General features: G+C 71.8%; 26 protein-coding genes. 15 read left to right on the plus strand and 11 right to left on the minus strand.

The genetic code is table 11. The features are described 5' to 3' along the window. Positions 1-123: 123 nt before the first annotated feature. Positions 124-1,026 carry a LysR family transcriptional regulator gene (locus J8403_RS38855; protein ID WP_211127279.1) on the plus strand — a complete coding sequence of 301 codons (903 nt, stop codon included), beginning with the start codon at positions 124-126 and terminating at the stop codon, positions 1,024-1,026. Continuing rightward, complete coding sequence (locus J8403_RS38860; protein WP_211127280.1) at positions 1,023-1,925, plus strand: serine hydrolase; 903 nt, start codon at positions 1,023-1,025, stop codon at positions 1,923-1,925. Before J8403_RS38855 ends, J8403_RS38860 begins: the two co-directional genes overlap by 4 nt. 54 nt (positions 1,926-1,979) lie before the next feature. On the opposite strand, the gene J8403_RS38865 is transcribed toward J8403_RS38860, so the two are convergent. The 3 genes from J8403_RS38865 to J8403_RS38875 form a co-directional block, all read right to left on the minus strand. Further along, the gene (locus tag J8403_RS38865; protein WP_211127281.1) at positions 1,980-2,735 is read right to left on the minus strand and encodes a dienelactone hydrolase family protein; all 756 of its coding nucleotides are present in this window, start codon (positions 2,733-2,735) and stop codon (positions 1,980-1,982) included. Between the two features lie 127 nt (positions 2,736-2,862). Then, the gene (locus J8403_RS38870; RefSeq protein WP_211127282.1) at positions 2,863-3,471 is read right to left on the minus strand and encodes a 3'-5' exonuclease; all 609 of its coding nucleotides are present in this window, start codon (positions 3,469-3,471) and stop codon (positions 2,863-2,865) included. A gap of 235 nt (positions 3,472-3,706) precedes the next feature. Further along, entirely contained in the window at positions 3,707-4,477 is a 771-nt protein-coding gene (locus tag J8403_RS38875; RefSeq protein WP_211127283.1) for an SDR family NAD(P)-dependent oxidoreductase, read from the minus strand. A gap of 136 nt (positions 4,478-4,613) precedes the next feature. Here J8403_RS38875 and J8403_RS38880 point away from each other — a divergent pair, with 136 nt between their 5' ends. The 3 genes from J8403_RS38880 (at position 4,614) to J8403_RS38890 (ending at position 6,503) form a co-directional block, all read left to right on the plus strand. Continuing rightward, on the plus strand, positions 4,614-5,207 hold the full coding sequence (locus J8403_RS38880) for a TetR/AcrR family transcriptional regulator (RefSeq protein WP_246586197.1): 594 nt from the start codon (positions 4,614-4,616) through the stop codon (positions 5,205-5,207). A 128-nt stretch (positions 5,208-5,335) separates the two neighbouring features. Further along, positions 5,336-5,713 (plus strand): DUF2255 family protein, encoded by a 378-nt coding sequence (locus J8403_RS38885; RefSeq protein ID WP_211127284.1) that lies wholly within the window; start codon positions 5,336-5,338, stop codon positions 5,711-5,713. Between the two features lie 124 nt (positions 5,714-5,837). Then, positions 5,838-6,503: an SDR family NAD(P)-dependent oxidoreductase gene (locus J8403_RS38890; RefSeq protein WP_211127285.1), complete on the plus strand. Its 666-nt coding sequence runs from the start codon at positions 5,838-5,840 to the stop codon at positions 6,501-6,503. Between the two features lie 98 nt (positions 6,504-6,601). Here J8403_RS38890 and J8403_RS38895 read toward each other — a convergent pair whose 3' ends face one another. Together J8403_RS38895 and J8403_RS38900 are read right to left on the minus strand one after the other, a co-directional pair. Beyond that, the gene (locus tag J8403_RS38895; RefSeq protein ID WP_211127286.1) at positions 6,602-7,483 is read right to left on the minus strand and encodes an aldo/keto reductase; all 882 of its coding nucleotides are present in this window, start codon (positions 7,481-7,483) and stop codon (positions 6,602-6,604) included. A 159-nt stretch (positions 7,484-7,642) separates the two neighbouring features. Continuing rightward, positions 7,643-8,500, minus strand: a complete 858-nt coding sequence (locus J8403_RS38900) for a helix-turn-helix transcriptional regulator (protein WP_211127287.1) — start codon at positions 8,498-8,500, stop codon at positions 7,643-7,645. Positions 8,501-8,694: 194 nt separating this feature from the next. On the opposite strand from J8403_RS38900, the gene J8403_RS38905 reads away from it, so the two are divergent. Then, entirely contained in the window at positions 8,695-9,462 is a 768-nt protein-coding gene (locus J8403_RS38905; protein ID WP_211127288.1) for an SDR family oxidoreductase, read from the plus strand. Positions 9,463-9,524: 62 nt separating this feature from the next. Next, positions 9,525-9,740: a tautomerase family protein gene (locus J8403_RS38910; protein WP_211127289.1), complete on the plus strand. Its 216-nt coding sequence runs from the start codon at positions 9,525-9,527 to the stop codon at positions 9,738-9,740. A 56-nt stretch (positions 9,741-9,796) separates the two neighbouring features. On the opposite strand, the gene J8403_RS38915 is transcribed toward J8403_RS38910, so the two are convergent. Continuing rightward, positions 9,797-11,083, minus strand: a complete 1,287-nt coding sequence (locus tag J8403_RS38915) for a cytochrome P450 (RefSeq protein WP_211127290.1) — start codon at positions 11,081-11,083, stop codon at positions 9,797-9,799. 766 nt (positions 11,084-11,849) lie between these two features. On the opposite strand from J8403_RS38915, the gene J8403_RS38920 reads away from it, so the two are divergent. The 7 genes from J8403_RS38920 (at position 11,850) to J8403_RS38950 (ending at position 20,286) form a co-directional block, all read left to right on the plus strand. Beyond that, entirely contained in the window at positions 11,850-12,638 is a 789-nt protein-coding gene (locus tag J8403_RS38920) for a trypsin-like serine peptidase (protein ID WP_211127291.1), read from the plus strand. An 87-nt stretch (positions 12,639-12,725) separates the two neighbouring features. Continuing rightward, positions 12,726-12,968 (plus strand): hypothetical protein, encoded by a 243-nt coding sequence (locus J8403_RS38925; RefSeq protein WP_211127292.1) that lies wholly within the window; start codon positions 12,726-12,728, stop codon positions 12,966-12,968. Positions 12,969-12,986: 18 nt separating this feature from the next. Next, the gene (locus tag J8403_RS38930) at positions 12,987-14,282 is read left to right on the plus strand and encodes a sensor histidine kinase (RefSeq protein WP_211127293.1); all 1,296 of its coding nucleotides are present in this window, start codon (positions 12,987-12,989) and stop codon (positions 14,280-14,282) included. Further along, complete coding sequence (locus J8403_RS38935) at positions 14,279-14,929, plus strand: response regulator (protein WP_211127294.1); 651 nt, start codon at positions 14,279-14,281, stop codon at positions 14,927-14,929. Before J8403_RS38930 ends, J8403_RS38935 begins: the two co-directional genes overlap by 4 nt. A gap of 291 nt (positions 14,930-15,220) precedes the next feature. Next, positions 15,221-15,988: an ABC transporter ATP-binding protein gene (locus tag J8403_RS38940; RefSeq protein ID WP_093470852.1), complete on the plus strand. Its 768-nt coding sequence runs from the start codon at positions 15,221-15,223 to the stop codon at positions 15,986-15,988. Positions 15,989-16,101: 113 nt separating this feature from the next. Then, positions 16,102-18,633, plus strand: coding sequence for an ABC transporter permease (locus J8403_RS38945; RefSeq protein ID WP_211127295.1), 2,532 nt, complete (start codon positions 16,102-16,104; stop codon positions 18,631-18,633). 144 nt (positions 18,634-18,777) lie between these two features. Further along, positions 18,778-20,286 carry a cryptochrome/photolyase family protein gene (locus J8403_RS38950; RefSeq protein ID WP_211127296.1) on the plus strand — a complete coding sequence of 503 codons (1,509 nt, stop codon included), beginning with the start codon at positions 18,778-18,780 and terminating at the stop codon, positions 20,284-20,286. Between the two features lie 8 nt (positions 20,287-20,294). Here the strand turns inward: J8403_RS38950 and J8403_RS38955 are convergent, their stop codons facing one another. The 5 genes from J8403_RS38955 to J8403_RS38975 all read right to left on the minus strand — a co-directional run bounded on the left by J8403_RS38955 (position 20,295) and on the right by J8403_RS38975 (position 24,561). Continuing rightward, on the minus strand, positions 20,295-21,476 hold the full coding sequence (locus J8403_RS38955; protein ID WP_211127297.1) for a serine hydrolase domain-containing protein: 1,182 nt from the start codon (positions 21,474-21,476) through the stop codon (positions 20,295-20,297). A gap of 96 nt (positions 21,477-21,572) precedes the next feature. Continuing rightward, on the minus strand, positions 21,573-22,283 hold the full coding sequence (locus tag J8403_RS38960; protein ID WP_211127298.1) for a response regulator: 711 nt from the start codon (positions 22,281-22,283) through the stop codon (positions 21,573-21,575). After that, positions 22,280-23,425 carry a sensor histidine kinase gene (locus tag J8403_RS38965; RefSeq protein WP_211127299.1) on the minus strand — a complete coding sequence of 382 codons (1,146 nt, stop codon included), beginning with the start codon at positions 23,423-23,425 and terminating at the stop codon, positions 22,280-22,282. The genes J8403_RS38960 and J8403_RS38965 overlap by 4 nt, the downstream gene beginning before the upstream one ends. Before the next feature lie 81 nt (positions 23,426-23,506). Beyond that, on the minus strand, positions 23,507-24,061 hold the full coding sequence (locus tag J8403_RS38970) for a TetR/AcrR family transcriptional regulator (RefSeq protein WP_211127300.1): 555 nt from the start codon (positions 24,059-24,061) through the stop codon (positions 23,507-23,509). Between the two features lie 26 nt (positions 24,062-24,087). After that, positions 24,088-24,561, minus strand: coding sequence for a nuclear transport factor 2 family protein (locus tag J8403_RS38975; RefSeq protein WP_211127301.1), 474 nt, complete (start codon positions 24,559-24,561; stop codon positions 24,088-24,090). A gap of 264 nt (positions 24,562-24,825) precedes the next feature. On the opposite strand from J8403_RS38975, the gene J8403_RS38980 reads away from it, so the two are divergent. Further along, the gene (locus J8403_RS38980) at positions 24,826-26,157 is read left to right on the plus strand and encodes an FAD-binding oxidoreductase (protein ID WP_246586431.1); all 1,332 of its coding nucleotides are present in this window, start codon (positions 24,826-24,828) and stop codon (positions 26,155-26,157) included. Positions 26,158-26,192: the final 35 nt, after the last annotated feature.

Consider the following 26,192-nt stretch of genomic DNA (forward strand, 5'->3'; position numbering starts at 1 on the left):
TGGAACGACCGGCCCCTTACCGGGGCGCGGCCGTGGGCATCGGGATCACCTTCGCCGCCCGGCGGCTATGCGGTCCAATACGCTCATGCGCATCTCCATGCCGATCTGGCATAGAGTGCGGATGTGGATCTGGTGGGAGCGTGCCGCGCGTTCGTCAGCGTGAGCGAGCGTGGCAGCTTCACCGTCGGGGCGGCCGCCGCCCGGATGTCCCAGTCGGTGGCCAGCCGTCGGGTGGCCGCTCTGGAGGAGCGCTTCGGTGAGCAGCTCTTCGAACGCACCTCACGGCGGGCCCAACTCACCCCCTTCGGGCGGGAGATGCTGCCGGTGGCCAGACAGCTCGTACAGGCGGCCGATGTGCTGCTGCACGAGGCCGAGGCCGCCAAGCGCAAGCCGTGGCGGCTCGCGGTGCCCGGCATCTGCACAACGGCCGGTCTGGCCCGCCTCGTCGCCGAGGCACGCGCGCACGGCATCACGCTCGAGCTCCGCGTGGCGGCGCCGGCGCAGCGCCTGGAGCTCATCCACGCACAGCTGGTGCGGGCCGCCCTGCTCGCGGTGCCCGCGGACGAGGCCACCTGGTCCGTGCCGCTCGGGCTCGCCGGAGTCCGGGATCCCGGTGTGCGGCGGGTCTATCTCGAGACGCTGCGGGTCGGCCGGGCCGCTCCGGGCCCGGCCCGCCGTATCTGGATCCAGCCGGAGGACGATGTGCCGCATATCCGCGACCCGCTGACCCGGCTGCGCGACGCGGTCGGTCTGCGGCCCGCACAGCTCGTGGCCGCCACCGATCTGACGGCCGCGGCCGCCGAAGTCCTCAGCACCCGCGACCTGTTGCTGTGCTCTCCCGCGCAGGCCGCCGAACTCGCCCTGAAGTGGCGGCCCATCGGCGAGATCACGCTCGGCCGGGGGTTCGCTCTCGCCGCCGCCGCGGACGGCAATCCGCAGCCCATCGAGGGGCGCCTGGGCGGCGCCATCGCCCGCTGCCTCGGCGCGGACACCCGGGCGGACACCGAGGAAGGAACGGAAGCGTGAGCACCGAGACCCTGCTGCGCGATCTGCGCGAGCAGTTGCGCGACGGCGGACTGCACGGCTGCCTGCTCGTACGGGATCTCCACACCGGGGACGAGCTGGGCATCGACCCGGACACCCAGCTGCCGTCCGCCTCCCTGGTCAAGGTCCCGCTCGCGCTGGCGACGGCCGAGCGCATCCGGCGCGGCGAACTCGACGGAGCGACGCTGCTCGACGTGCCCCCGGGACGGATCACCACGCCCGGCCCCACCGGGCTGAGCCGATTCCGCCACCCCGCCCGGATCGCGATCGGGGATCTGCTCTACCTGAGCACCTGTGTGAGCGACGGGACGGCGGCCGACGCGCTGTTCGGCCTCACCCCGCCCGCCCAGGTCGCCGAGATCCTCCAGGGACTCGGGCTGCGTGGCATCACCGTCCGGCACGGCATGCGCGAACTGACCGAAACCCCCGTGGAGCGCTTCGACGCCGAGCAGGTGCATCTCGCCCACGCGCTGGCCATCGACGCCGGCACCAGCGGCCGCGGTCACCGGGTGCCGCAACTCGACACCACCCGCGCCAACACCGGCAGCGCGCGCGCCTGGGTGGACCTGCTCCAGGCCCTGTGGACACCGTCGAAGATCCACCCCGATGTGGCGCTGCACGTGCGCGACCTCATGGCCCACAACGTGCTGCGGCACCGGCTCGCCCCGGACTTCAGCTCCGACGCCACCACCTGGTCCTCCAAGACCGGCACCCTCCTCAACCTCCGCCATGAGGTCGGCATCGTCGAGCACTCCGACGGCCAGGCGTTCGCCATCGCCGTGCTCACCGAGTCGCTCGTGCCCGCGAGCACCCAGCCCGGCGCCGACGCCCTCATGGCGCAGGTGGCCCGCACCCTCCGTGACCACCTCCGGCAGTTCTAGGCCCGGCCGCCGGAGGGTGGTGACCAGCCCGGGGCGGCTGGTCACCAGCCGCGGTCAGAGCGTGCGGCCGAAGAGGTCGAGCAGGGCCGCCCAGTGGCGTTCGGCGGCCTCGGCGTTGTAGGCGGAGGTGTCGGCCTGGGTGTAGCCGTGCTGAGCGCCCGTGTAGACCTCGGTGCGGTGGCGGACGCCGGCCTCGTTGAGGGCCTTGTCCAGGCGCTCGATCTGCTCGGGGGGAAGGGCTTGATCCTGGTCCGCGTGTCCGAAGTACAGCTCGGCGGTGACCTGCCCGGCCACCGTGTGCGGGCTGTCCGCCGCCTCGGTGGCCAAGTGGGCACCGTGGAAACCGGCCGCCGCCGCAACGCGGTCGGGGTAGCTTCCGGCGGTCCGCAGGGCCAGCCCGGCGCCCAAGCAGTACCCGGTGAGGCCCACGGGCCCGTCGGTGGCCTGCGGGCAGGAGGCCAGCCACTCCACATAGGTGCCGGCGTCGCTCATCGCGCGCTCGGGAGTGAGCTCCTGCGCCATCGGGGCGATGTGCTCGAAGATCGCCGGGCGCGCCGCCGGGTCGAGGAAGTCGGGCAGCTCCACCACCGGAGCGCGCCCGTGGCGGTAGAAGACGTTGGGCGCCAGCACCGTGTAACCGGCCGCGGCCAGACGGTCGGCCATCCCCCGCAGATGGGGCCGGAGGCCGAACGCGTCCATGTACAGCAGAACGGCCGGGTGGCGGTCGGTGTCGTCGGGATGGACCAGATAGGCGTCGGCGATGCCGTCCCGGGTGGGGATGTCGACGGCTGTTCCGCGCACTGCGGTCATAAGGGGGTTCCTTTCCTGCCTATCGGACGACGCGCATGAGCGCCGCCGACCAAGATCTCCGGGCCATCGTGCCACTCGCCGGGGGCGCGTCGGACGACACGCTCGCCATGGCCGATTCGCCCAGCCGCTAGAGGCAGCCCTCGGGCAGGACGGCCCCACCGGCGCAGAGGTGTCTGATCGCCGCGGCGATCGAATAACAGTCGAAGAGGGCTGAATGCTCCCTGCCGGCCACGGGTTTGGGGAGGCCGAGCGCTTCCCACAGCCGACCGGAGTTGGCCGATGCCGTGATCGGGGCGATGGTATTCAGCCATGGGCGGATATTCAGGAAGCCGGCGCCGAGAAAGCCGTTCTTGATCTGCTCCCCGCGCGCCCGGGCCCACCCCACGTTCTCCCCGAGGACGACCATGTCGTTGCCGTAGGAGAGCACGGACTGCCCCCGGCAGAACGCCAGGAAGTCACTGAGCGCCTCGGCCGGGGCGACTCCCTCGCGGTCCACGGTTTCCTGGTCGATGCCCGTGAGACCGGTGAAGAACGGGGACAGCCGCGGATTGACCACCGGCCTGACCAGCGCCTCGTATTCCTCGACAACACAGTGGTCGTCAGCGGAATGACCGGTGCTGATGCGCAGCGCGCCGATCTGGACGATTTCGCGAAGCTGCCCCGGCTCCGACCAGTCCTGCTCGAGCGATCCCGACCACGAGGTGAACTCGAGGTCGAACACGACAAACGTCGACAACCGGTCTCTCCTCGTATGGGTGTGGGGCCAACGAACCGTACGAGCCGCTGCGCAGGAGACTACTCCTCTCCGAACGCCTTTCCCGGGCCGGGATCCCGGTGGGCCGCCGAGCGATGTCGAGACCGAGGACGGCGGCGGGATTGCCGCCCAACGGCGTGCGAACGCCGGGTGACAAAGGGGTGCGGAAAGCGGTGACCGGCCACGTCGTGGACCGGTGAGGTGAGCCGGCGACGTCTCAGTCGCGCAGGCTCATGCCGCCACAGACCGACCACACCTGGCCGTTGACCCACTCGGCGTCGTCCGAGAGGAGAAAGGCCACGGTGCCGGCCACGTCCGCGGGCTCGCCCAGCCGCGGGCTGCGGGCGATCTTCAGCGCCATGGCCTGCAGCCGCTGGTCGTCCCGCTGCTTCTGGGTGTCGCCCATGACCAGCCCGGGCGCCACGGCGTTGCAGCGGATGCCCTCCTTGCCCCAGCGGGAGGCGATATGGCGGGTCAGTGCGTTGATCCCGGCCTTGGAGGCGGCATACGCGGGACGCCGGGGCTCCCCTCCCCAGGCCGCGCCGGAGGAGGTGTTGACGATGACGCCGCCGCCCTGGGCCAGCAGTCGCGGGATGGCGGCCCGGCAGGTGAGGGCGTAGCCGAGCAGGTTCACCTCGTGGGTGCGCCGCCACACCGCCGGATCCATCTCCAGCAGGTCGGTGTCCCGGCCCAGATGGTTGTCCGAGAGGTCGGCGCCGACGTTGTAGAGCCCGTCGATCCCGCCGAACTCGGCGGTGGCCCGGTCGACCAGCGCACCGATCGACTCCTCGTCGGCGAGGTCGAACGCGACGGCGACCGCGGTGCCGCCGGCCTCGGCGATGCGCTGGGAGGTGGCCTTCGCGCCCACGAGATTGATGTCGCCGACGACGACCGAGGCGCCCTCCTCGGCGAGCCGCTCGGCCGTGGCGGCGCCGATTCCCGTGGCGCCGCCCGCGACGACGATCCTCTTGCCCTGAAGTCCCCGCATGCCGCTCTCCCGCTCACCGAGGTCTGGAACCGAAGGATCGCCGTGGAGCAGCATTCCTAGCATGGAACTCGGTGTCACAACAGGGTTCGGATCTCATCACCGCGATCGTGGTTCAGCCCGGCGGTACGATCGCGGGGTGAACGGAGCGGCGCGTACGAGCACGAGAGACATCGCGCGAGCGGCCATCCGGGCCGAGCTGGCCGAGGTGGCGTCCGCCCTGTTCCGGAGCAAGGGCTTCGAGCAGGTCACCATCAACGACCTGGCCGCGGCCGCCGGTGTCTCGCGCAGCACCTTCCTGCGCTACGTGGGCAGCAAGGAAGAGGCCGTCCTCAGCGCCTTCGACGCCTACGGCGAGCAGGCCGCCGACGCCCTGCGGACCAGACCCGCCGACGAGGACGACTGGACGGCACTGCGGCGCGCACTGGACGTCGTCATCGCGTACCACCGCCGGGACCCGGTCGGCGCCCTCGCGACGACCCGCCTGGTCCGGAACACCCCCGCGCTGTGCGCCCGGCTGCTGGAGAAGCAGAACGGCTGGCGGCCCGTGCTGGCCCGGGCCCTCGCCGAGCGGCCCGGCGACGCTCGGCGTGCCACGCCCCTGGCCCTGTCGGTGAAGGCCGCGGCCGCTCTGGGCTGCTTGAACATCGCCCTCGACCACTGGACGGCCTCCGACGGCCGCCCCGACCTCACCGCCCTCCTGGACGAGGCGTTCGCCGCCCTCGCCGGGTGACCTCCCGCTCGGCATACTGGTCGGTGGGGCATCGTTCGCCGGCCGCCCGGGGGGAAGATTCTCTCCCTGGTTGTCTTCCTCCCGAGATGGAATTCTCCCCTTTCGGTTACTCGTGAAGGAGGCAGACGATGACGACATGGACGAGCGACGAACTCAACCGGATCGCGACGACGGACGAGCTGGAAATGGCGCCGCTGCGGGGCGACGGCACACCGCGTACGGCGGTGCCGATCTGGGTCGTCCGTGACGGCGACGACCTCTACGTCCGCTCCTACCGCGGCACCGACGGCTCCTGGTGGCGCACCGCCCACGGGAGCCACGAGGGCCACATCCGCTCCGGCGGCGTGGACCGGGACGTCACCTTGATCGAGGAGGGCGACCCCGGTGTCAACGACCGGGTCGACGACGCGTACCGCTCCAAGTACAGCCGCTACAGCGGCACCTACGTGGAGCCCATGGTCGCGGACACGGCGCGCGCCACCACGATGAGGCTCCTGCCCCGGTGACGGTGAACGAGCCGGCCACCGACAACCGCCTTCACCCGGCCACCGCCCACCCCCTTCACCCCACCCCGCCACCCCGTCACCGCGACACCCCGGCCCCTGAGGCGCCCGAGCACCCGGAGAACCCATGACCACCCTTGCCATCATCGGAGCCGGCCCCGGTCTCGGCGCCGCCGTCGCGCGCCGCTTCGGCCGTGAGGGCTACGACATCGCCCTCGTCTCCCGCGACCAGGGCCGGCTCGACGCCCTGGCCGCCGGCCTGGCCGGCGAGGGGGTAACGGCGCGTGGCTTCGCCGCGGACGTACGCGATCCGAAGGCCCTCGCCGCCGCCCTGGACGCCGCGGCCACGGCCCTGGGGCCGATCGAGGTCCTGCAGTACAGCCCGGTGCCGCAGCGGGAGTTCATGCTGCCGGTCCTGGACACCACCGCCGACGACCTCACGGGCCCGCTGGAATTCTCCGTGTACGGCCCGGTCACCGCCGTACGGCAGGTGCTCCCCGGTATGCGCGCCCTGGGCCGCGGCACGGTGCTCTTCGTCAACGGGGGCACCGCCGTGGTGCCGCATCCCGAGCGGGCGGGCACCTCCGTCGCCTTCGCCGCCGAGAGCGCGTACGGCCGGCTGCTGCACGACACCCTCGCCGGCGAGGGCATCCACGTGGCGCAGCTGATCATCCCGGGTGCGATCGTTCCCGGGCACGAGAAGAAGGATCCGGCCGTGCTGGCGGACACCCTGTGGACCCTGCACCAGGATCGGCACGGCTTCCGGCACTTCGCCGACGACCCGGAGCCCTGACCCGGTCCGAGGAGGTGTGGCGGGAGCTGTGCGGGGCGGCCCGGTGGCCGCCCCGCGCGGTGTCCCGGGAGAAGCGGTGTCCGGGAGAAGCGGCTGTCTCAGGAGAAGGTGTCGGGCCCGACCTGGTCGGGGTCGGGACCGCCACGCGCTCCGGTGTCGAGCGCGTCGATGGCGGCCACCTCGTGCGGGGTGAGGGAGAAGTCGAAGATCGCGATGTTCTCCGCGATGCGATGTGGTTTGACGGACTTCGGGATCGCGCACAGGTCGTGCTCGATGTGCCAGCGGAGGATGATCTGGGCCGGGGTCTTGCCGTATTTCTCGGCGAGGCCGGTGATGGTGGGCTCCTGGAGCGGGTCCCTGACCTTGTCCGGGCTCTCGCCCCCGTAGCGGTTCACGCCGCCGATGGGCGACCAGGACTGGGTCTGGATGCCCTGGCGGACGTCGAAGGCCCGCAGCTCGGGCTGGCTGAAGAACGGATGCAGCTCGACCTGGTTCACCGCGGGCACCACGTCGGTGCGCGCCATGAGATCGGTCAGGTGCGCCGGCGTGTGGTTGCACACGCCGATGGCCCGCACCCGGCCGTCGGCCAGCAGCTTCTCGGCCGCCTTGTACGAGGCCACCGTGGTGTCGAACGCGGACGGGGCCGGCCAGTGCAGCAGATACAGGTCGAGATGGTCCAGGCCCAGCTTGGTGAGGCTGGTGTCGAAGGCGCGGAGGGTGGCGTCGTAGCCGTAGTCGCTCATCCACACCTTCGTGATGACGAAGATGTCCTCGCGGGCGATGCCCGAGCGGGCGATGCCCTCACCGACCTCCTTCTCGTTGCCGTACGCGGCCGCGGTGTCGATGAGGCGATAGCCGTTCTCGATCGCGGTCGTCACCGCCGGGATGGTCTCGTCGGGCGGGCTCTGGTAGACGCCGAGGCCCAGAGCGGGCATCCGCACGCCGTTGTTCAGGGTCAGAAGAGGGGCTGGTCCAGTCATACGGGATCCTTGTGTGCGTCGGAGACCTGCGGGCCCGCCCGGTGCCGTGCCCCGGCACGGGGCGAGGTCCGCTCGTACTGCGACAGGGGTTCCCGATGACGGGCCGTGTGCTCGCTCCGCACCCCGAACGTCACCACGTTGGCGCGATCTCGTGGGCCGTCATGTCCCGTGTGCGTCGGCCGTCATGTCCTGTGTGCCGATCACCGAGAGAAGTTCCAGCTGGGCGGCGCCCTCGGTGCCGGGCGGGGCGCTGAACCACAGCAGGCGCTGGCGGCCGTCCTCGCTGAACAGGGAGTGGCAGTCCAGCTCGATGACGCCCAGCGCGGGGTGGACGATGCGCTTGTGGTCGGTCCGCCGGAGGGCGACGTCGTGGGTGTCCCAGAGCGTGGCGAACTCCTCGCTGTGGCGTCGCAGCGCGGCCACCATCCGCCGTACCTCGGTGTCGCCGCCGCGCCGGGCGGCGACGGCCTGCAGATCGGCGACGAAGACCCGGGAGTGGTGGGGGTGGTCCTCGGGCGGATAGAGCGCACGGGCGTCCGGATCGGTGAACCAGCGGTGGACGAAGCTCGCCGCGGGCCCGCGGACCGCCGGGGGACGGCCGACCAGCGCGGCGGCCAGCTCGTTCTGCACCAGGGTCTGGTGCAGGTCGGTGATGACCTGGGCGGGGGTGGTGGCCAGCCGGTCCAGCAGGCCGAGCAGGGCCGGCTGGACCTGCGCGGCCGGGCCGTGCGTCACCGGGGGAACGGGGCGGTCGGCGAGGTGGAACAGATGGTCGCGCTCGTCGCCGTTCAGCCGCAGCGCCCGGGCGAGGGCGGTCAGCACCTGGGCCGAGGGCTGAGCGCCGCGTCCGCGCTCCAGCTCGGTGTAGTAGTCCGCGGACAGCCCGGCGAGCTGGGCGACCTCCTCGCGGCGCAACCCGGGCACCCGCCGCCGCGGCCCGGTGGGCAGGCCCACGTCGGCCGGGCGGATGCGGTCGCGCCGGGATTTGAGGAACGCGGCGAATTCGGAGTGGTTCACGCCCCCATGGTCGCGTGTGCCGGTGGGCGGAGCCAGGGGCTGACAACCCCTGGGTGGGGACAGCCCTGGCTGACCCCGAGACCCCGGCCCAGAGTGGAGACACCGCCGGGGCGTCGGCGGCGACACCGCCGACGCCCCGGACACGGCCACACCCCGTGGCATCCGCCCGCCAGCACCCTGTTCCAGGAGTCTCCATGTCACCCCAGGCAACCCCGCCCCAGCACCCCACCGACCGGCCCCGCGTCGCCATCGTCACCGGCGGTTCCCGCGGTATCGGCCACGAGACGGTGAAGCGGCTGGCCGCCGACGGATACGCCGTCGTGATCGGCTACGGGGGCCACCGGGAGTCGGCCGAAGCCGCCGCCCAGGACATCGCCGCAGCCGGTGGCCGGGCCGTCGCCGTGCGGGCCGATGTGGCCGACGAGCGGCAGGTGGCCGCGCTCTTCGACACCGCGGAGTCCGAATACGGCGGGGTCGACGTCGTCGTCCACGCGGCGGGCCGGCTGTACCTGGCCCCCATCGCCGAGCTGGACCTGGCTGAGCTGGACGCGCTGCACCGCACCAACATCCGCGGCACCTTCGTCGTCGCCCAGCAGGCCGCCCGCAGGATCCGCGCCGGCGGGGCGCTCATCACCTTCTCCACGTCCATCGTCGGCCTGGCCCTCCCCACCTACGGCGCCTACAGCGCAAGCAAGGGAGCGACCGAGGCGCTCACGATGATCCTGGCGCGCGAGCTGCGCGGCCGGGACGTCACCGCAAACACCGTCGCCCCCGGCCCCACCGCCACCGACCTGTTCCTCGAGGGCAAGGACGAGGAGACCATCGCCCGGATGGCGGCCCAGCCCCCGCTGGAGCGCCTCGGCACCCCCACCGACATCGCCGAGGTCGTCGCCTTCCTCGCCTCCCCGGCCGGCCACTGGGTCAACGGCCAGGTCATCCGCGCCAACGGCGGCATCGTCTGACCGCCACGGCGCCCCGCACGACCACTTTCCACCCCGTTTCCCCACCGGAAGAGAGAACGACCATGCCCTTCGCGAACTTCAAGGTTCCCGCCGGATCCCTCGACGAGAAGCAGAAGCAGGAGATCGTCACCCGTACCACCGAGCTGTACGTCGAGATCTACGGCGAGCGCGCCCGCGCCAACACCATGGTCCTGGTCGAGGAGGTCACCGACGGCGGCTGGGGCATCGGCGGCAACGTCCTGACCCTCGCCATGCTCCAGCAGCCACCCGGCCACTGACACCACCGGACACCCACGGCCCCCGGCGCCGCCCGGCGCCGGGGGAGTCTCGGGTGCTAGCCCGCGTTGACCGCCGTGGGGCTGAACGTGACGGGCAGCGATTCCAGGCAGCGGTACCAGAAGGAGTCCACCCACCTCAGCTCCTCGGGCGCGACCGCCAGCGTCAGGTCAGGAACGCGGTCCAGCAGCACCTCGATCGCCGTCTCCGCGATGATCCTGGCCGTCTCGGGACCGCCCACCGGGCAGCCGTAGTCACCGCCGCTGAAGCTGACATGCGCGTGGTTCCCGCCGTGGCCGACGGGGGTGTCGGGCCACAGCAGCGGATCGGCGTTGGCGGCGGCCAGACCGAGGACGACGAGGTCGCCGGTGCGGATGCGCCGGCCCCCGAGGGCGGTGTCGCGGGTGGCGTACCGCCCGATGAGGTTCTGCAGCGGGGAGTCCGCCCACAGCACCTCGTTCATGGCCTCGCCGATGCTGCGGCGGTTGCCCGAGAGGGTCATGGCGAAGCGCTCGTCGGTGAGCATCAGCCGCAGGGTGTTGCCGATCCAGTACGAGGTGAGCGGCAGCGCGGCGGCCATCAGCACCATCAGGTCGCCGGCCTGCTGCTCCTCGGTGAGGTCCGGGGTGTTCAGGATGAACTGCGAGGTGAGGTCGGGACCCGGCGCCTCGCGCTTGGCCTTCACCAGCTCCGCCACGTACGCGGCGACCTGCTGCTGGCCGGCGATGGCTTCCTCGTTGGAGAGGAACGAGACGGTCAGCCCTCCCGCCAGGGCCTCCAGCCCGGCCTCGTCGTCGGACAGGCCGAACATCTCGGCCGTGGCGAGGGTGGGCACCGAGTAGATGTAGTCGTACACCAGGTCCGCCTTGCCGCTCGCGGCGAACTTGTCGATCAGCTGGTCGGCGAAGCGCTCGCAGTGCCCGCGCAGCACGAAGGGGTCGATCGTGGCGAGGGCGTCGCTGGCGGCCGTCGCGCGCTGGCGGTGCTCGTCGCCCTCCGTGAAGGTCATCATCGGGCTGTACGCCACCCACGGCAGGAGCGGCCAGTCCGGCGGCACGCTGTCCCAGCCGTTCCAGCGGCGCGGGTCCCGGCCGAAGGTCTCGACGTCGGAGAGCACCTGGCGCGTCTCGCGGTAGCCGAGGACGAACCAGGCGTCGATGTCGCCTTCGAGCAGGACGGGGGCGACCTGTCCGCTCTCGTGCCGTATCCGCTGGTAGGTCTCGGCCGGCCGGCGCCGGAAGTCCGGCCCGTACAGCCGTGCGGCGTGGGCGGGGCAGCCCGGGGGCGGCGCGTCCGATGTGGGGTGCGGGGCCTGCGTGTCCTGGTCGTCCTGGGGGTTCGTCACTGCATTGTCTTCCTCGGGAGCGGCGGATCTGCGGGGCTGCCGGGAGGCTAACGAAGTGATCGCGTCAGGCCAACTTCCCTGCGGTGACGATTCCTCGGCGGATCCCCGTGGTGCGCCCGGCGGGTCGTGGACGAGGTGGGGCGGCGGGCGGTCCGTCGTGCTCCCGTATCCACTGCGGTAGGCGGTGCATATCGCGCTGTGCGGGACTGCTGTGCATATATGAATGCCCCCTCCATGAATTCAGCGGGCTAAATGCGAATGCGGATTCCGGACACTGTGGAAGTGGGGCGGCCGTCGCCACAGAGGCGGTGGTGGGACGTGTCGTGCGTTGACGCGCGTCGACGCGTCGGAATTCCTCGTTCAATGCGGTACAAGACCCATTCCGCTTTTGCCGGGGTGGGCAGCCCAGGAGCCGGGAAGCGATTTTCCGTACCGCCCGGCTGTCATGCCTGGCCGGATACCGTTCTCGCCACCCCTAGGCCCTTGGCGTGCGCACTTCGGCGAACGATACGGTGCGGCCGGGATTTCACCGGGGGCGTCCGCCCCCTGTCCCGATCAGAATTTGGGGGGACTGGTGCAGATACGCAAGGTCGTTCTGTCGGCGAGCGGATTGGTTTTCGCGTTCGCCCTGACGATTCCGGCGGCCGCGTCCGCCGACTCGCACAGCACCGTCACACGTACCGCGGATTCCGCGGTGTCCACGCACAAGAGTGCGGCGTCCCGCTCATCCGCTGAGTCCGCCGAGAATTACTGGACTCCGCAGCGCATGCGCAGAGCCGTCGAGGCCGACACGCCCGCCGACGCCAAGGCGTCCCGGAAGGCGGCCGTCGACGCGGCGGCCAAACCCTCTCAGCTCGCGAAACCGCAGAAGGCGACCACGTCGAAGAAGGCCCGTGGGGTCCGTATCGCGACCTCGATCGTGCAGGGGAAGGTCTTCTTCCACAACCCGACCAACGGCGGCGACTACGCCTGTTCCGCCGCGGCGGTCAACAATCCCACGAAGAACATGGTGTTCACCGCCGGGCACTGCGTCCACGGTGGCGCCGGCGGCACCTGGGCGACCAACTGGGTGTTCGTTCCCGCCTACTACAACGGCTCCCGGCCCTACGGAACCTGGTCGGCCAAGACGCTCACCTCGTTCAACGGCTGGATCAACAGCAGTGACCTGAACTACGACATCGGCGTGGCCAACGTCTGGGACAACGGCTCCAGCAAGCTGGTCAACACCGTCGGCGGCATGGGGCTCGGCTACAACTACGGGTACGTCAACACCGTGACCGTCTGGGGCTACCCGGCCGCCTTCGGCTACGACGGCGAGGTGCCCTACGTGTGCCAGAACATCGGCACGTGGCAGGACGGCTCCCGGGTGCGGAACGGGTGCACCATGGTCGAGGGCGCCAGCGGCGGCCCCTGGCTGCGGGACTACAACGAGACCACCGGCCTGGGTACCGAGATCGGGGTCACCAGCACCCGGACCGATCCGCCCGCCTACATCGACAGCCCCTACTTCGACAACAAGATCCAAACGATCTACAACAACACCGCGAACGGCTGAGCACCACACCGCACTCGGCCGGGGCCCCGCACCCAGGGGTCCCGGCCTCCGGCATCGGGAGAGCCTCCGGCATCGGGAGAGAACGCCATGCGCCCGCTCACTGCAACCCTCCTCACCGCGGCGATCGCGGCCACCGGCATCGTCGCGGCCCTCGCCGTCACCGCCCGGGGCCAGGACACCGGCGATCCCCAGGCCCCGGACACCCCGCGGACCCACCGGGCCGATCCGCCGGACCCCGCGTACTGGACACCCGAGCGGGTGCGCGACGCCCGGCCCGCACCCATGCCCACCGACCCGCGCGCGGAAGGCGGGCGGCAATCGCCTCCGTAGGTGCGTAGGGTGGCGCGGGTGCGAATAGCTGTGTCCACCGGCCGGCGCGCCGGTTACCGACGTTGGCCGGGGCGGATCCTGATCCTGGCGCTGGCGCTGTTGTTCCTCTTCTCCGTCTATGAGGACATGCGGGAACGGATGGTCTTCAACCCGACCTTCGACACGGAGTCCTACGTCGGGGACTGGGTGCCGGTCTGCTCCGGAGCCCTGGCCGGGGCGATGGCCGTGCTGGCCGTGGTGCGCGATGTCCGCTGGGTCCCGCGGGCCGTGCTGGTGGCCTGCGCCGGCACCTTCGTGGCCACCGTGGCCTATCACCTGCTGCCGGTGAACATGGTGACCAGCGAGACCAGTGGCAGCGAACTCATGGGTCTGCTGTTCCTCCTCGCCGTGGCGGTGCGCCGCTGCACACCCCGGTGGGCCCTGGCGGCCGTGGCGGCGGTGAGCGTCAGCGTGTACTCCGTCCCGGTGCTGCGGGACTCGAATCCCGGCGACTTCTCCGACAACACCCTGCTGGTGCTGGCCCTGGCCTTCGTCTGCGGCCTGGTGCTGCGCCTCTACGACGCCCAGCAGGAACGCACCGGACAACTGGTGCGCCAGGAGGAACGGCTGGCGCTCGCCCGCGACCTGCACGACACCGTGGCCCATCAGGTGACCGCGATCGTGGTCCAGCTGCAGGCCGTGCGCCATGTCACCGGCCGGGGCACCCCCGACCCGCAGATGCTCAACGAGATGCTCGAGGCCGTCGAGCACGCGGGCGGCGAGGCGCTGACATCGATGCGGCGTCTGGTCGGTTCGATGCGCGGTGACGAGACCCCGAGGCATCCGGAGAACCTCGGCGAGGTCCTGACCCGCATCGTCGACGAGGCACGGGCGACGGGGCTGCCGATCCGGCTGGACCTCGGCCGCGACCTGCCGGAGGACGTCCCCGCGGAGGTCACCGGCGGGCTGAGCCGCGTCCTGCAGGAAGCCCTGACCAACGCCCAGCGCTATGCGCGCGGGGCGCGGTCGGTGGATGTGTCCGCCCGGGTCGCGGCACGCCACGCCGAACTGGTCGTCGAGGACGACGGACAAGGCTCCCCGTCCGGACACCGCGGCAGCCTCGGCCGGCTCGGCGGCGGCTTCGGCATCATGGGCATGCGCGAGCGGATCGAGCTCCTCGGCGGCGCCTTCGAGGCGGGGCACCGCCCCCAAGGCGGGTGGCGCGTCCACGCCTCCGTACCGCTGCACCCCGACGAGGCGTCACGGAACGCCCGTGCGCGCGGGCGGCACGCCGTACGATCCGGATTGCGGCTACGGGAGGGCAGGACGGCATGACCATACGCATCCTGGTCGCGGACGATCAGCATCTGGTGCGGGCCGGGTTCCGCATGGTGCTGTCGGCCGAGTCCGACATGGAGGTGGTGGCCGAGGCCGCCGACGGGGCCTCGGCCCTGTCGCTGGCCCGTGAGACACGGCCGGACGTGTGTCTCGTGGACATCCGGATGCCTCCGCCCGACGGTCTGGAGGTCACCCGCCGACTGGCCGGCGGCGGTCATGCCGGGGCGCCGAAAGTGGTCGTGGTCACCACCTTCGACCTCGACGAATATGTGTACACGGCGCTGTCGAACGGAGCGTCGGGCTTCCTGCTCAAGGACGCCGGTCCGGCGCTGCTGACCGAGGCGGTCCGGGCGGCCGTCCGCGGGGACGCCATGGTCGCCCCGCAGATCACCCTCCGTCTGCTGCAGCACTTCACCAAGGCGCGGCGACGTGGCGCGTCCGAGCCGGCCGATCCGCTGACCGACCGAGAGGAGGAGGTCATCCAGGGCATCGCCCGCGGACTGACCAACCCGGAGATCGCGGCCGAGCTGTACATCGCGCCCAGCACGGTCAAGACCCATCTGGGGTCGGTCCAGGCGAAGCTGGGCCTGCGCAACAGGGTCGAGGTCGCGGCCTGGGCGTTCCGCACGGGGCGTGCCGAATAGCGGTCGAGCCGTAAGAGTGCTCTCGCCGTGAAGGGCGGTCCCGCCGTCATCGCGGTCCCGCGTCATCGCGGTCCCGCCGTCATCGCGGTCCCGCGTCATCGCGGTCCCGCGTCATCGCGGTCCGGCCGGAAGGGCCGTCCCGCGGCAATCTCCCCCGATCGGTGGATGCGGCGCCGGAGGTTCGGGGGATCCGCCGAAGGGTGGCCGAGCGGGAGGCTCATGGACGTCGCCATCAGCGGCGGCACCCTCGGCCACGAGGGGCAATCCATCGAGCGTCCACCGAGGATCGGCATGCACGCAAACCTGCCCCCTTCCGCCCCGGAGAGCTACGCGGCCCACGCCACCGACCTGACCAAGGTGTACGGCACGGGGGACACCCGTGTGGTGGCCCTGGACGGGGTCACGGTCGGCTTCGTCCGGAGCCAGTTCACCGCGATCATGGGTCCCTCCGGATCGGGGAAGTCCACCCTGATGCACTGCATGGCCGGTCTCGACTCGCTGTCCTTCGGGTCGGTCCGCCTCGGCGACACGGAGATCGGCTCCCTGAACGACCGTCAGCTCACCCGGCTGCGCCGCGACCGCATCGGCTTCGTCTTCCAGGCGTTCAATCTGCTGCCCACCTTGAGCGCCGTGGAGAACATCACCCTCCCCATGGACATCGCCGGCCGTAAGCCGGAACGGGCCTGGCTGGAGAGCATCATCCAGACCGTCGGCCTGGCCGACCGGCTCGACCACCGGCCCGGCCAGCTCTCCGGCGGTCAGCAGCAGCGCGTCGCCGTCGCCCGCGCGCTGGCCGGGCGGCCCGACATCGTCTTCGCCGACGAGCCCACCGGCAACCTGGACTCCCGGAGTGGCGCCGAGATCCTGGAGTTCCTGCGCGGCTCCACGAGCGCGCTGGGCCAGACCGTCGTCATGGTCACCCACGACCCCGCCGCCGCCTCCTACGCGGACCGTGTGGTCTTCCTGGCCGACGGGCGCATCGTCGACGAACTCCACGCGCCCACCGCCGAGGCCGTCCTGGAGCGCATGGGCCGCCTGACGCCGGCGCACCAGGTCTGACGTCCGCGCCCCGCGCCTGCCGCAGACTCCCGCGCCTGTCGCCCACGCGCCGCGCCTGACGCGCGTCCCGCTCCCCGAGCACCCCTCACCCGGCACCCTCCCGGAAGGCCCCCGTGTTCCGCACCGCCCTGCGCAACGTCCTCGCGCACAAAGCCCGCCTGCTGATGACCATGCTCGCCGTTCTGCTCGGCGTCGCCTTCGTCGTGGGCACCCTCGTCTTCACCGACACCGTCGGCAACGCCTACAAGGAGCGCTACCTCACCACCTTGCGCACTATCTCGGTCCAGGCCACACCGCCGTTCGACCAGAAGGCCGGCGAGCCCGGAACGGTGGGGGAGGACACCCTGCGGCGTCTGCAGCGGCTGCCCGGCGTGGCGTCTGTGACCGGTTCCGTCGAGGGGTTCGCCGCCGTGGCCGCGAAGGACGGCCACCCCCTCGGCGAGGACGACGTGACCATGGCGGGCAACTACTTCCCCCAGGCCGACGGCAAGGACAACCGCCACCCGCTGACCGCCGGACGCGCCCCCACCGGGCCCGACGAGGTGCTGATGGACACCAGCACCGCCGATCAGGGCGGCTACCAGGTCGGCGACACCGTCCGGCTGGCCGTCGACGGGCCGGTGCTGCACAAGAGACTCGTCGGCATCGTCCGCACCGACGACACCTCCGGCTCCGGCGGCACCGCGGTGTTCTTCGACGACGCCACCGCGCAGAAGCTGTTGCTGAAGCCCGGCCAGTACGACGGAGTCTCCCTTCAGGCCAAGCGCGGCACCTCCGAGCAGCGGCTCGCGGCCGAGGCGCGCGACCTGCTGCCCGATGACTCCGAGATCAGCACGGGGACCCAACTGCGCGCCCGGCAGCAGGCCGAGGCCGCCGAGGGGGCGGACGGGCTCAGCCAGGTGCTGCTCGTCTTCGCGGCCATCGCCCTGTTCGTCGGCATCTTCGTCATCGGCAACACCTTCACCATGCTGGTCACCCAGCGTTCGCAGGAGATGGCCCTGATGCGGGCCGTCGGCGCCGACCGCCGTCAGGTGACCCGCTCCGTCCTCATCGAGGCCGCCCTGCTGGGGCTGTGCGCGGGCGCCGCCGGGTTCCTCCTCGGCATCGGCGTGGCCATGGGCCTCCGGCAGCTCTTCGCGTCCACCGGATCCGGTTTCCCCGACGGGCCGCTGGTCATCGCCCCGGGCACCGTACTCGTCTCGTTCCTGGTGGGCGTCGTCGTCACCATGCTCGCCGCCTATCTGCCCGCCCGCCGCGCCGCCGCCGTGCCTCCCGTGGCCGCCATGTCCGCGCTCCACACGCCCCCGCCGGTCCGCAGCCTCCGCAGGCGCAACGCCATCGGTGTCGCCCTGATCGTGATCGGGGTGCTCGGCGTGCTGTACACCGCGTCCAGCGGCGAGCAGGGCCGCACCACCGTCCTCTTCCCGTCCGTTCTGCTGCTCATCGGCATCATCGTGGTGACCCCGGCGCTCTCCGGCCCGGCCATCGCCCTGGCCGGCCCCCTCCTGCGCCGCTTCGGTGTCCCGGGCACGCTGGCCCCGCGCAACGCCCGGCGCAACCCCCGGCGCACCGCCTCCACGGCCTCGGCCCTGATGATCGGGCTGTCCATGGTCACCGGCCTCACCGTGGTCGCGGTGTCCGCCACGACATCGCTGCACCAGCGGGCGGAAAACACCGTCACCGCCGACTTCGAGATCTCGTCGCGGAACAGCGGCCCCCTGCCCGCGTCGGTCCAGGACACCCTGGCGAAGTCCACGGCCGTGACCTCCTCCAGCCCGCAGCGCCGGAGCGCCGTGCGGATCAGCGGCGACGAGGTGAACCTGACCGGTGTGGACCCCCGGAGCATCCGCGACCTCCTCGACCCGAGCTTCGCATCGGGGTCGCTCGCGGCACTGGGCGCGAACGGCGGCAAGAACCTGCTGATCGACACCTCCACGGCCGACATCCACGGATGGACCATGGGACAGCGGGTGCCGGTGGTCTACGGCGACGGCAGCCGGGGCACCCTGCGGATCGGGGGCATCTACCGCGACGACGAATTCCTCCCGGCCACCATGATGCCGCTGGCCACCCTCCAGCCCCATCTGAAGGAGATCGAGGACGCCTCGGTCCTGGTGCACACCAAGGACGGCGACGGCGAGACGGTACGTCGGTCCCTCCAGCGCGCCCTCGACCAGAACCCCCTCATCCAGCTGCGGAACACCGACGACCTGGCCGAGTCCGCCGGCGGCGAGGCCATCACCCTGCTCCTCAACGTCCTGTACGGGCTGCTGGCCATGGCCGTGGTGATCGCCGTCCTGGGAGTCGTCAACACCCTCGCGATGTCCGTGTTCGAGCGCACCCGAGAGATCGGGATGCTGCGCGCGGTCGGGCTACAGCCCGAGCAGACCAAGCGGATGATCCACCTGGAGTCCGTCCTCATCTCGCTGTTCGGTGCCCTTCTGGGCATCGGCGCGGGCATCTTCCTCGGCTGGGCCGCGGGCAGGCTCGCCTCCGACAGCATCCAGGGGTACGAGATGGTCATCCCCTGGGGCCGCATCGCCATGGCCCTCGCGGGCGCCGCACTCGTCGGCGTGGTGGCGGGCCTGTGGCCCGCCCGCCGCGCGGCCCGGCTGAACGTCCTCACGGCCCTGAAGGCGGACTGAGGCGCGTCGCGGGCCGACCGGGCGGGAGTGGCGCATAGCCTGAGGGCGTCCGCCGCCGCCCGGTCCGCCGGGCCGCCCGCGGCGGGCGCCATCCTCCCACCGCCAGGAGTCCGTCCCTCCAGCCGCCTCCCAGGAGTTCGCACGATGGCCGTACGCCCGCACTGGCTCTTCGGCGATCAACTCGGCCCGCACTTCATCGACCACCGCCACCACGGCCCCGATCCACGGGCCCCGCTCATCATGATCGAGTCCTGGGCGGTGCTGCGCCGCCGTCGCTTCCACCGCGCCAAGGCCCATCTCCTGCTGTCCGCGATGCGGCACCGTGCCGCCGAACTCGGCGACCGCGTGCGGTACGTACGGGCGCGGACGTACCGCGAGGGGCTGGCCGAGGCCGCCGGGCGCGAGCCGGTGACCGTCTGCCGGCCGACCTCCCACGCCGCGCTGGGCCTGGTCGAGTCGCTCGAACAGGTCCATGTGCTGCCCGCCAGAGGCTTTCTGACGCCGCTCGACGCCTTTGCCACCTGGGCCGAGGAGCGCACCCCGGGGCGGATGCGGATGGAGGACTTCTACCGCTGGGTGCGCCGGGAACACGAGCTGCTCATGGACGGCGACCAGCCCGCCGGCGGGCACTGGAACCTGGACCGGGAGAACCGGGAGCCCCCGCCCCGCGGCGCCCGCACCCTTGGCGCACCCGACCCGTGGCGCCCCCAGGAGGACGAGATCGACGACGAGGTCCGGCACGATCTGGACCGCTGGGAGCGCGAGGGCCGGGTGTCCTTCGTCGGACGCGACGGTCCACGATGTTTCCCCGCCACCCGCCGGGAGGCACTGGCATCCCTGCGCCACTTCATCGCACACCGGCTGCCGTGGTTCGGCCCGTACGAGGACGCGATGCTCGCCGCGGATCCCGTGCTGGGCCACAGCCTGCTCTCGGCACCGTTGAACCTCGGGCTGCTGCACCCGGCCGAATGCGTGGACCGGGCCGAGCGGGCGTGGCGGGCCGGCGACGCGCCCCTGAACAGCGTCGAGGGGTTCATCCGGCAGATCGCCGGATGGCGCGAGTACATCTGGCACGTCTACTGGTGGTTCGGCCCCGACTACCGTGGCCACAACGCCCTCGGCCACACCGAGCCGCTGCCGCGCTGGTTCCTCGAGCTGGACGCCGACGCGGTCACCGCCCGCTGCCTGCGCCACGCGCTGCAACAGGTCCGGGACACCGGATGGACCCATCACATCCCCCGGCTGATGGTGCTCGGCAGCCGCGCGCTCCAGGACGGCTGGGACCCGGCGGCGGTCACGGACTGGTTCCACCGCTGCTTCGTCGACGGTTATGACTGGGTGATGCTGCCGAACGTCGTGGGGATGTCCCAGTACGCCGACGGCGGCCTGATGACCACCAAGCCGTACACCTCCGGCGGGGCGTACATCGACCGGATGAGCGACCTGTGCGGCCCCTGCGCCTACCGCCCGAGGGACCGCACCGGCGAGCGCGCCTGCCCCTACACCACCGGCTACTGGTCGTTTCTGCACCGCCATCGCGGCCCGCTCTCCGGCAACCACCGCATGGCCAGGGCGGTGCGGGGCCTGGACCGGCTGGCCGATCTGCCCGAGGTGCTCGCGACGGCACGGGCGCGGGGCGACGCGCCGCCGTGAGGCACCGCTCAGGGGCTGCCGTAGGCCGCCACCATGATGTCCCGCACCACCGTGTTCATCTCCTGGCCCTTGGCGTCCGTGGAGTTGACGCTGTAGACGAGGGTGCGCGAGCCGTCGCGGGTGGAGGCGATGCCGGTGGTGTAGCCCCAGCGGGCGCCCGACTTCCCCCACACCTCCCGGCCGCCCAGCTTCTTCATCGACAGACCGGCCGAGTACGCGGCCGGGTCGCCGGTGGTGAAGTCCGCCACCTTCGGCAGGGTGAACATCTCCCGCAGCAGCGGACCGCGCACCACCCGGCCCTGGAACAGGGCCTGGGTGAAGCGCTCCAGGTCCGCCGTGGTCGAGATGATGTCCCCGGCCGCCCAGCCGTCCGTCGGGCTCCACACCGACACATCGCGCAACCCGGTCGTGCCGTCCTCCAGCCGCATCCTCTGGTAGCCGTGGTTGTGCGGGCCCGCGATATGCGGATCCGTCCCCGGGAGGTAGGTGTCGCGCAACCGCAGGGGCTCGAGGATCCGGTGGGTCACCTGGTGTTCGTAGGTGTCGCCCGTGATCCGCTCGATGACCAGTCCGGCGATGGTGTAGCCGATGTTCAGATAGTGCTGCTTCTCGCCGGGCGCGAACTCGCGCTTCTCCGCGGTCGCCGAGCGGACCATCTCCTCGGGGGTGTGGATCCGGAAGCGGTCGGCGTACCGCTCCTCGACCGTGTCCCCGGGGACATCGGCGGCCGGGATGCCGTGGGTGTGATTGAGCAACTGCCGTACGGTGACCGTTGCGTACGACGCCGGGATCAGCTCCGGCAGATACGAGCGTGCGGTGCGATCCAGGTCGAGTGTGCCCTCGGCGGCCAGCTGCAGGGCGACCGCGGCCGTGAAGACCTTGGTCACCGAACCGGCGCGGAAGCGGCCCGCCGGATCGGCCGGGCGGTGGGTCGTCAGGTCGTGCACGCCCGAACTGCCTCTCCAGACGCCCCCGGTGCCCCCGAGCCGTACCAGCGCGGCCGTGGCCTCATCCGTCGGCAGCTCCGCGATGGCGGCCTCCAGCTCGGGGATCCCGGACGGTGTGGAGGCCGTGGCGGGCAAGGTGTCCGCGGGCGACGAGGTGGCCGCGAGGGCCGGCGGCACCGCCGGGCCCGCCACGGCGCCCAGGACAAGCGCCGCGGCCAGCAGGGTGCGGCTGGTGTTCTTCATGGTCAACTCCAGTGAAATGAGCCGTTGTTCTCGGTGGCTCCATCCTGGTGACCGGCGGTCTCGGGCGGATCGCCCGCGCGAGCGGTGTTCGGGGTGTCAGTTCCTCGCCGACGCGGGGGAGGAGCCGGGCCGGGTAGCTCCCCCGGGCGGGGGATCCCCGGCCGTGATCAGGCCCGTCTCGTATGCCCGGATCACCGCCTGGATCCGGTCCCGCAGCCCCAGCTTGGCGAGCACATTGCCGACATGTGTCTTGACCGTGTGATCGCTGACGACCAGCTCCGCGGCGATCTCGGCGTTCGACAGCCCCCGCGCGAGCAGCAGCAGTGTCTCCCGCTCCCGTCCGGTCAGGGTGTCCAGCAGGGGGTCGGGCCGCCGTGGCCGGGCGGTGGCCCGGGTGTACTGCTCCACCAGACGCCGGGCCACCGACGGGGCGAGCAGCGAGTCGCCCCGCGCCACCACCCGTACCGCGTGCACCAGATCGTCCCTGCGCACATCCTTCAGCAGGAAGCCGCTCGCGCCCGCGTGCAGCGCCTCGTAGACATACTCGTCGGAGTCGAAGGTCGTCAGCATCACCGTCCGGCAGGCGCCGGACGCGGCGATCTCGCGGCACGCCTCGATACCGTCCACACCTGGCATCCGGATGTCCAGCAGGGCCACTTCGGGCGTGTGCCGCCGCACCGCCTCGACGGCCTCGGCCCCGTCGCCCGCCTCCGCGACCACCTCGATGTCCGGCTGGGCGTCGAGGATCATGGCGAAGCCGCTGCGCACCAGCTCCTGGTCGTCGGCCACCACCACCCGGATCGTCAACGCGCCACCTCCGCCGCGGAGGATACGGGGAGATGGACCCGTACCTCGAAGCCCCGGCCGTCCGGGCCCGGCCCGGTGACCGCCGTACCGCCGTGCGCCGCCGCCCGCTCGCGGACCCCGATCAGACCGTGGCCGCCGCCGGAACCGGACCGCGGCCCCCGCCCGTCGTCCAGCACCCGGATGTCCACCGCACCGTCGCCATAGGTGAGTCGGACGGAAACGCCGCGGGCCGCCGCGTGCTTGACCACGTTCGTCAGGGCCTCCTGGACGATCCGGAAGACGCTCGCCCCGGTGGCCTCCGGCAGCGGCCGCACGGCCCCCGCCGACACGTACGCCACCTCGAGACCACTCGCCCGTATCCGGTCGAGCAACTCGGGCAGACCGGCCAGGCCCGGCTGTGGCGTACGCGGAGCGCGGTCCGGCTCATCGGCCTCGCGCAGCACACCCAGCATCCGGCGCAGCTGGACCATGGCGTCCCGGCCCGTCGCGGAGATGGCGTCGAAGGCGGCCTCGGCCCGCTCCGGCGCCGTCCGCACCGCCACCGGACCGGCCTCCGCCTGCACGATCATCAGGCTCACCGCATGGGAGAGGATGTCGTGCATCTCCCGGGCGATCCGGGCCCGTTCGCGCGCGGCGGCCCGCTCCGCCTCGATCCGGTGCTCCCGCTGCCGGGCATCGGTCAGCCGCCCGAAGACATAGGCCGCCGCGAACACGAAGAGGGAGAAGGTCAGCTCACGGGCGGTCCGGGTGTTCAGCCACACCGACACCGGCACGGCGACCGTCAGCAGACCCCCGGCGACCAGCCGCTTCCACGGCGGTGAAACGACGGCGACCGTGTAGATGATGACGAGCCCGGTGTACGGCAGCGGCTGGCCCGGCCCCTCCACCGCCAGCTTGTACAGCGCACTGGTCGCGATGATCGCGGTCAGCACGGCGAGGGGAGCGTGCCGCCGCCAGATCAGGGGGATGACGGTGAGCGTGGTCAGCCCGTAGGCGGGCCAGGTCGCCGGCTCCTGATCGGGCGGCCGCGGCACCACGAACGGCATCGTCATGGCCGCCTGGACCAGGAGCGCGATCCCGATGTCCACGACCTGGGGGTGGGCCGCTCCCAGCGCCCGGCCCCGCTCCCACCACCCCCGCATGAGACTGGATGGTAGCGGCTACGCCCTTGTCGGTGGCGGCCATGTCCTGGTGGGAGACGGCCATGTCCTTGGTGGCGACGGCTATGCCGCCGCCAGCAGGACGCGTGCCGCTTCCTTCGCCCGGTGCGCGGGTTCGGCGCTGCCGGTGATGGCCGCGGTGGTGATGGCGCCTTCGGCGAGGAGGGCCACGTGGCCGGAGAGCGAGGCCGGTTTGCCCGCGGCCGCCGTCAGCTCGGCGAGGTACCCGAAGAACGCCTCCTTATGGGCGCGTGCCGTCTCGGCCACGGGCGAGGAGGTGGCGCCGAGTTCCCCGAAGGAGTTGCTGAAGGCGCAGCCGCGGAAGTCCGGCTCGCCGAACCATTCGTGGAGCCAGTCGAAGACCGCGAGGATGCGTTCCTCGGGTGTGTCCTGGGCATCGGCGTACGCGGCCAGCTTCCGGCGCCAGCGGATGTCGCGCCGCCGCAGATACGCCTGTATGAGCTCCCCTTTGGACGGGAAGAGCTGGTAGAGCCGTTTGAGGGAGACGCCGGAGGCGGAACGGATCTCGTCCATGCCCACCGCCTGGAGCCCCCGTCCGTAGAACAAGGTCTCGGCCGCGTCGAGGATCCGGAGCTCCGCGGTCTCGGGACTGATCATTTCGCCGCTCTCCTGGTGCCGGTCGGTCAGAGGCCGAGGTCGCTCAGCCCGGGGTGGTCGTCGGGGCGGCGCCCGAGCGGCCAGTGGTAGAGACGCTCCGACTCCTCGATGGGGAGGTCGTTGATGCACGCGTAGCGCAGGCGCATCAGACCGGCGTCGTCGAATTCCCAGTTCTCGTTGCCGTAGGAGCGGAACCAGTTGCCGGAGTCGTCGTGGCATTCGTAGGCGAAGCGCACGGCGATGCGGTCGCCGTCGTGGGCCCACAGCTCCTTGATGAGCCGGTAGTCCAGCTCGCGCGCCCATTTGCGGGTGAGGAAGGCGATGATCTCCTCGCGCCCGGTGACGAACTCCGCGCGGTTCCGCCAGCGCGAGTCGACGGTGTAGGCCAGGGCGACCTTCTCCGGGTCGCGGGAGTTCCAGCCGTCTTCGGCCAGACGGACCTTCTGGATGGCGGTCTCCCGGGTGAACGGGGGGAACGGCGGGCGTGGGGCGTCGGTCACAGCGTCTCCTTGCGGGCCGTGGAGCAGGGCGGGGGAGGGGAGCGGACGGAACGGGAGAACGAGCATTCTCCCCTTCGGGTACGAGCGTAGGAGAACGATGGTTCTCGCACAAGGACCGGCCCGCGGCCCACCGGTGGCGGGGGCGGTGATCAGGGCTTCTCGGGTCGGTGGGTACCGTGCGGGCGGAAGCACCGTGCTCGACGACAAGGCAGGGGACCGGGCGTGTTGATCGATGATCTGCGGCAGGAGCTGCCGGACGGCCGCATGGTCGAGGACCCCGGTGTCGCCGCCGGGTTCGTCCACGACGAGGCGGAGTGGGCGCCGTACGGCACACCCCTCGTGGTGGTGCGGCCACGTACGGCGCCGGAAGTGCGCTCCGTGGTGCGGGCCTGTGTGCGGCACGGCGTTCCGCTGGTCACCCGCGGCGCGGGCACCGGTCTCTCGGGTGGTGCCAACGCCGTCGAGGGCTGTGTGGTGCTCTCCACCGAGGCCATGGACACCATCCACGAGATCGACCCCGTGGAGCGCCTCGCGGTCGTCGGACCGGGTGTGGTCAACGACGATCTGCGGGCCGCCTGTGCCGAGCAGGGGCTCTGGTACCCGCCGGACCCGGCGAGCGCGCCCTGGTCCACCATCGGCGGCAATGTGGCGACCAACGCGGGCGGGCTGTGCTGTGTGAAGTACGGCGTCACCCGCGACTATGTGCTGGGCCTGGAGATGGTGACCGGCACCGGTGAGCTCGTACGGCTCGGCCGCAGGACCGCCAAGGGGGTGGCCGGGTACGACCTGGCGGGGCTGATGGTCGGCTCCGAGGGCACCCTGGGAGTGATCACCGAGATCACGGTGCGGCTGCGGCCGCGGCGTGAGGCCGAGCGCACGGTCGCCGGATACTTCTCCTCGGTCGTGGCGGCGGGACGGGCGGTGGCCGCGATCGGGGCGGCGGGGCTCACCCCGTCCGCGCTGGAGCTGATCGACCGGCACTGCCTGGCGGCGGTCGACAAGTGGAAGAACATGGGCCTGTCCGTCGACGCGGACGTGGTGCTCCTCGGCCGTACGGACGCCCCGGGCCCGGCCGGGGCGCAGGAGGCCGAGCGCATGCTCGCCTGCTTCGAGGAGGCGGGGGCGACCTGGGCCGCGCAGTCCACGGACCAGGAGGAGGCCGACGCGCTGTTCTCGGCCAGGCGGCTCGCCTATCCGGCGCTGGAGCGGCTGGGCCCGGTGCTCACCGAGGACGTCTGCGTGCCCAAGGCGGCCGTACCGGAGATGCTGGCGCGGATCGAGCGGGCCGCCACCCGCCATGACACGCTCATCGCCAACATCGCCCATGCCGGTGACGGCAACCTCCACCCGCTGCTGATCACCCAGCCCGGCGACACCGCGGCCCGGGAGCGGGCCCAGGCCGCCTTCCACGACATCATCGCGGACGCCATCGACCTCGGCGGCACGGTCACCGGCGAACACGGGGTGGGCCTGCTGAAGCGGGACGGTCTGGAGCGGGAGCTCGCACCGGCCGTTCTGGACATGCACCGTGCCGTCAAGGCGGCCCTCGACCCGCACGGGATTCTCAACCCGGGCAAGGTCATCGCGGGCGGCTGAGCGCGCGGCGGGCGGGCGGACGCCACTCCGGCCCG

It is taken from the genome of Streptomyces yatensis (assembly GCF_018069625.1).
GTDB classification, from domain to species: Bacteria; Actinomycetota; Actinomycetes; order Streptomycetales; family Streptomycetaceae; genus Streptomyces; species Streptomyces yatensis.

Bases quoted from the DNA above. Each gene is read 5' to 3' on its own strand.
- J8403_RS38895 (WP_211127286.1), bottom strand. From the start codon at position 7,483: ATGACTGGACCAGCCCCTCTTCTGACCCTGAACAACGGCGTGCGGATG.
- J8403_RS38970 (WP_211127300.1), bottom strand. From the start codon at position 24,061: ATGATCAGTCCCGAGACCGCGGAGCTCCGGATCCTCGACGCGGCCGAG.
- J8403_RS38955 (WP_211127297.1), bottom strand. From the start codon at position 21,476: ATGAAGAACACCAGCCGCACCCTGCTGGCCGCGGCGCTTGTCCTGGGC.
- J8403_RS38920 (WP_211127291.1), top strand. From the start codon at position 11,850: ATGCGCAGAGCCGTCGAGGCCGACACGCCCGCCGACGCCAAGGCGTCC.
- J8403_RS38935 (WP_211127294.1), top strand. From the start codon at position 14,279: ATGACCATACGCATCCTGGTCGCGGACGATCAGCATCTGGTGCGGGCC.
- J8403_RS38910 (WP_211127289.1), top strand. From the start codon at position 9,525: ATGCCCTTCGCGAACTTCAAGGTTCCCGCCGGATCCCTCGACGAGAAG.
- J8403_RS38965 (WP_211127299.1), bottom strand. From the start codon at position 23,425: ATGCGGGGGTGGTGGGAGCGGGGCCGGGCGCTGGGAGCGGCCCACCCC.
- J8403_RS38865 (WP_211127281.1), bottom strand. From the start codon at position 2,735: ATGACCGCAGTGCGCGGAACAGCCGTCGACATCCCCACCCGGGACGGC.
- J8403_RS38940 (WP_093470852.1), top strand. From the start codon at position 15,221: ATGCACGCAAACCTGCCCCCTTCCGCCCCGGAGAGCTACGCGGCCCAC.
- J8403_RS38875 (WP_211127283.1), bottom strand. From the start codon at position 4,477: ATGCGGGGACTTCAGGGCAAGAGGATCGTCGTCGCGGGCGGCGCCACG.
- J8403_RS38905 (WP_211127288.1), top strand. From the start codon at position 8,695: ATGTCACCCCAGGCAACCCCGCCCCAGCACCCCACCGACCGGCCCCGC.
- J8403_RS38950 (WP_211127296.1), top strand. From the start codon at position 18,778: ATGGCCGTACGCCCGCACTGGCTCTTCGGCGATCAACTCGGCCCGCAC.
- J8403_RS38925 (WP_211127292.1), top strand. From the start codon at position 12,726: ATGCGCCCGCTCACTGCAACCCTCCTCACCGCGGCGATCGCGGCCACC.
- J8403_RS38885 (WP_211127284.1), top strand. From the start codon at position 5,336: ATGACGACATGGACGAGCGACGAACTCAACCGGATCGCGACGACGGAC.
- J8403_RS38890 (WP_211127285.1), top strand. From the start codon at position 5,838: ATGACCACCCTTGCCATCATCGGAGCCGGCCCCGGTCTCGGCGCCGCC.
- J8403_RS38980 (WP_246586431.1), top strand. From the start codon at position 24,826: ATGGTCGAGGACCCCGGTGTCGCCGCCGGGTTCGTCCACGACGAGGCG.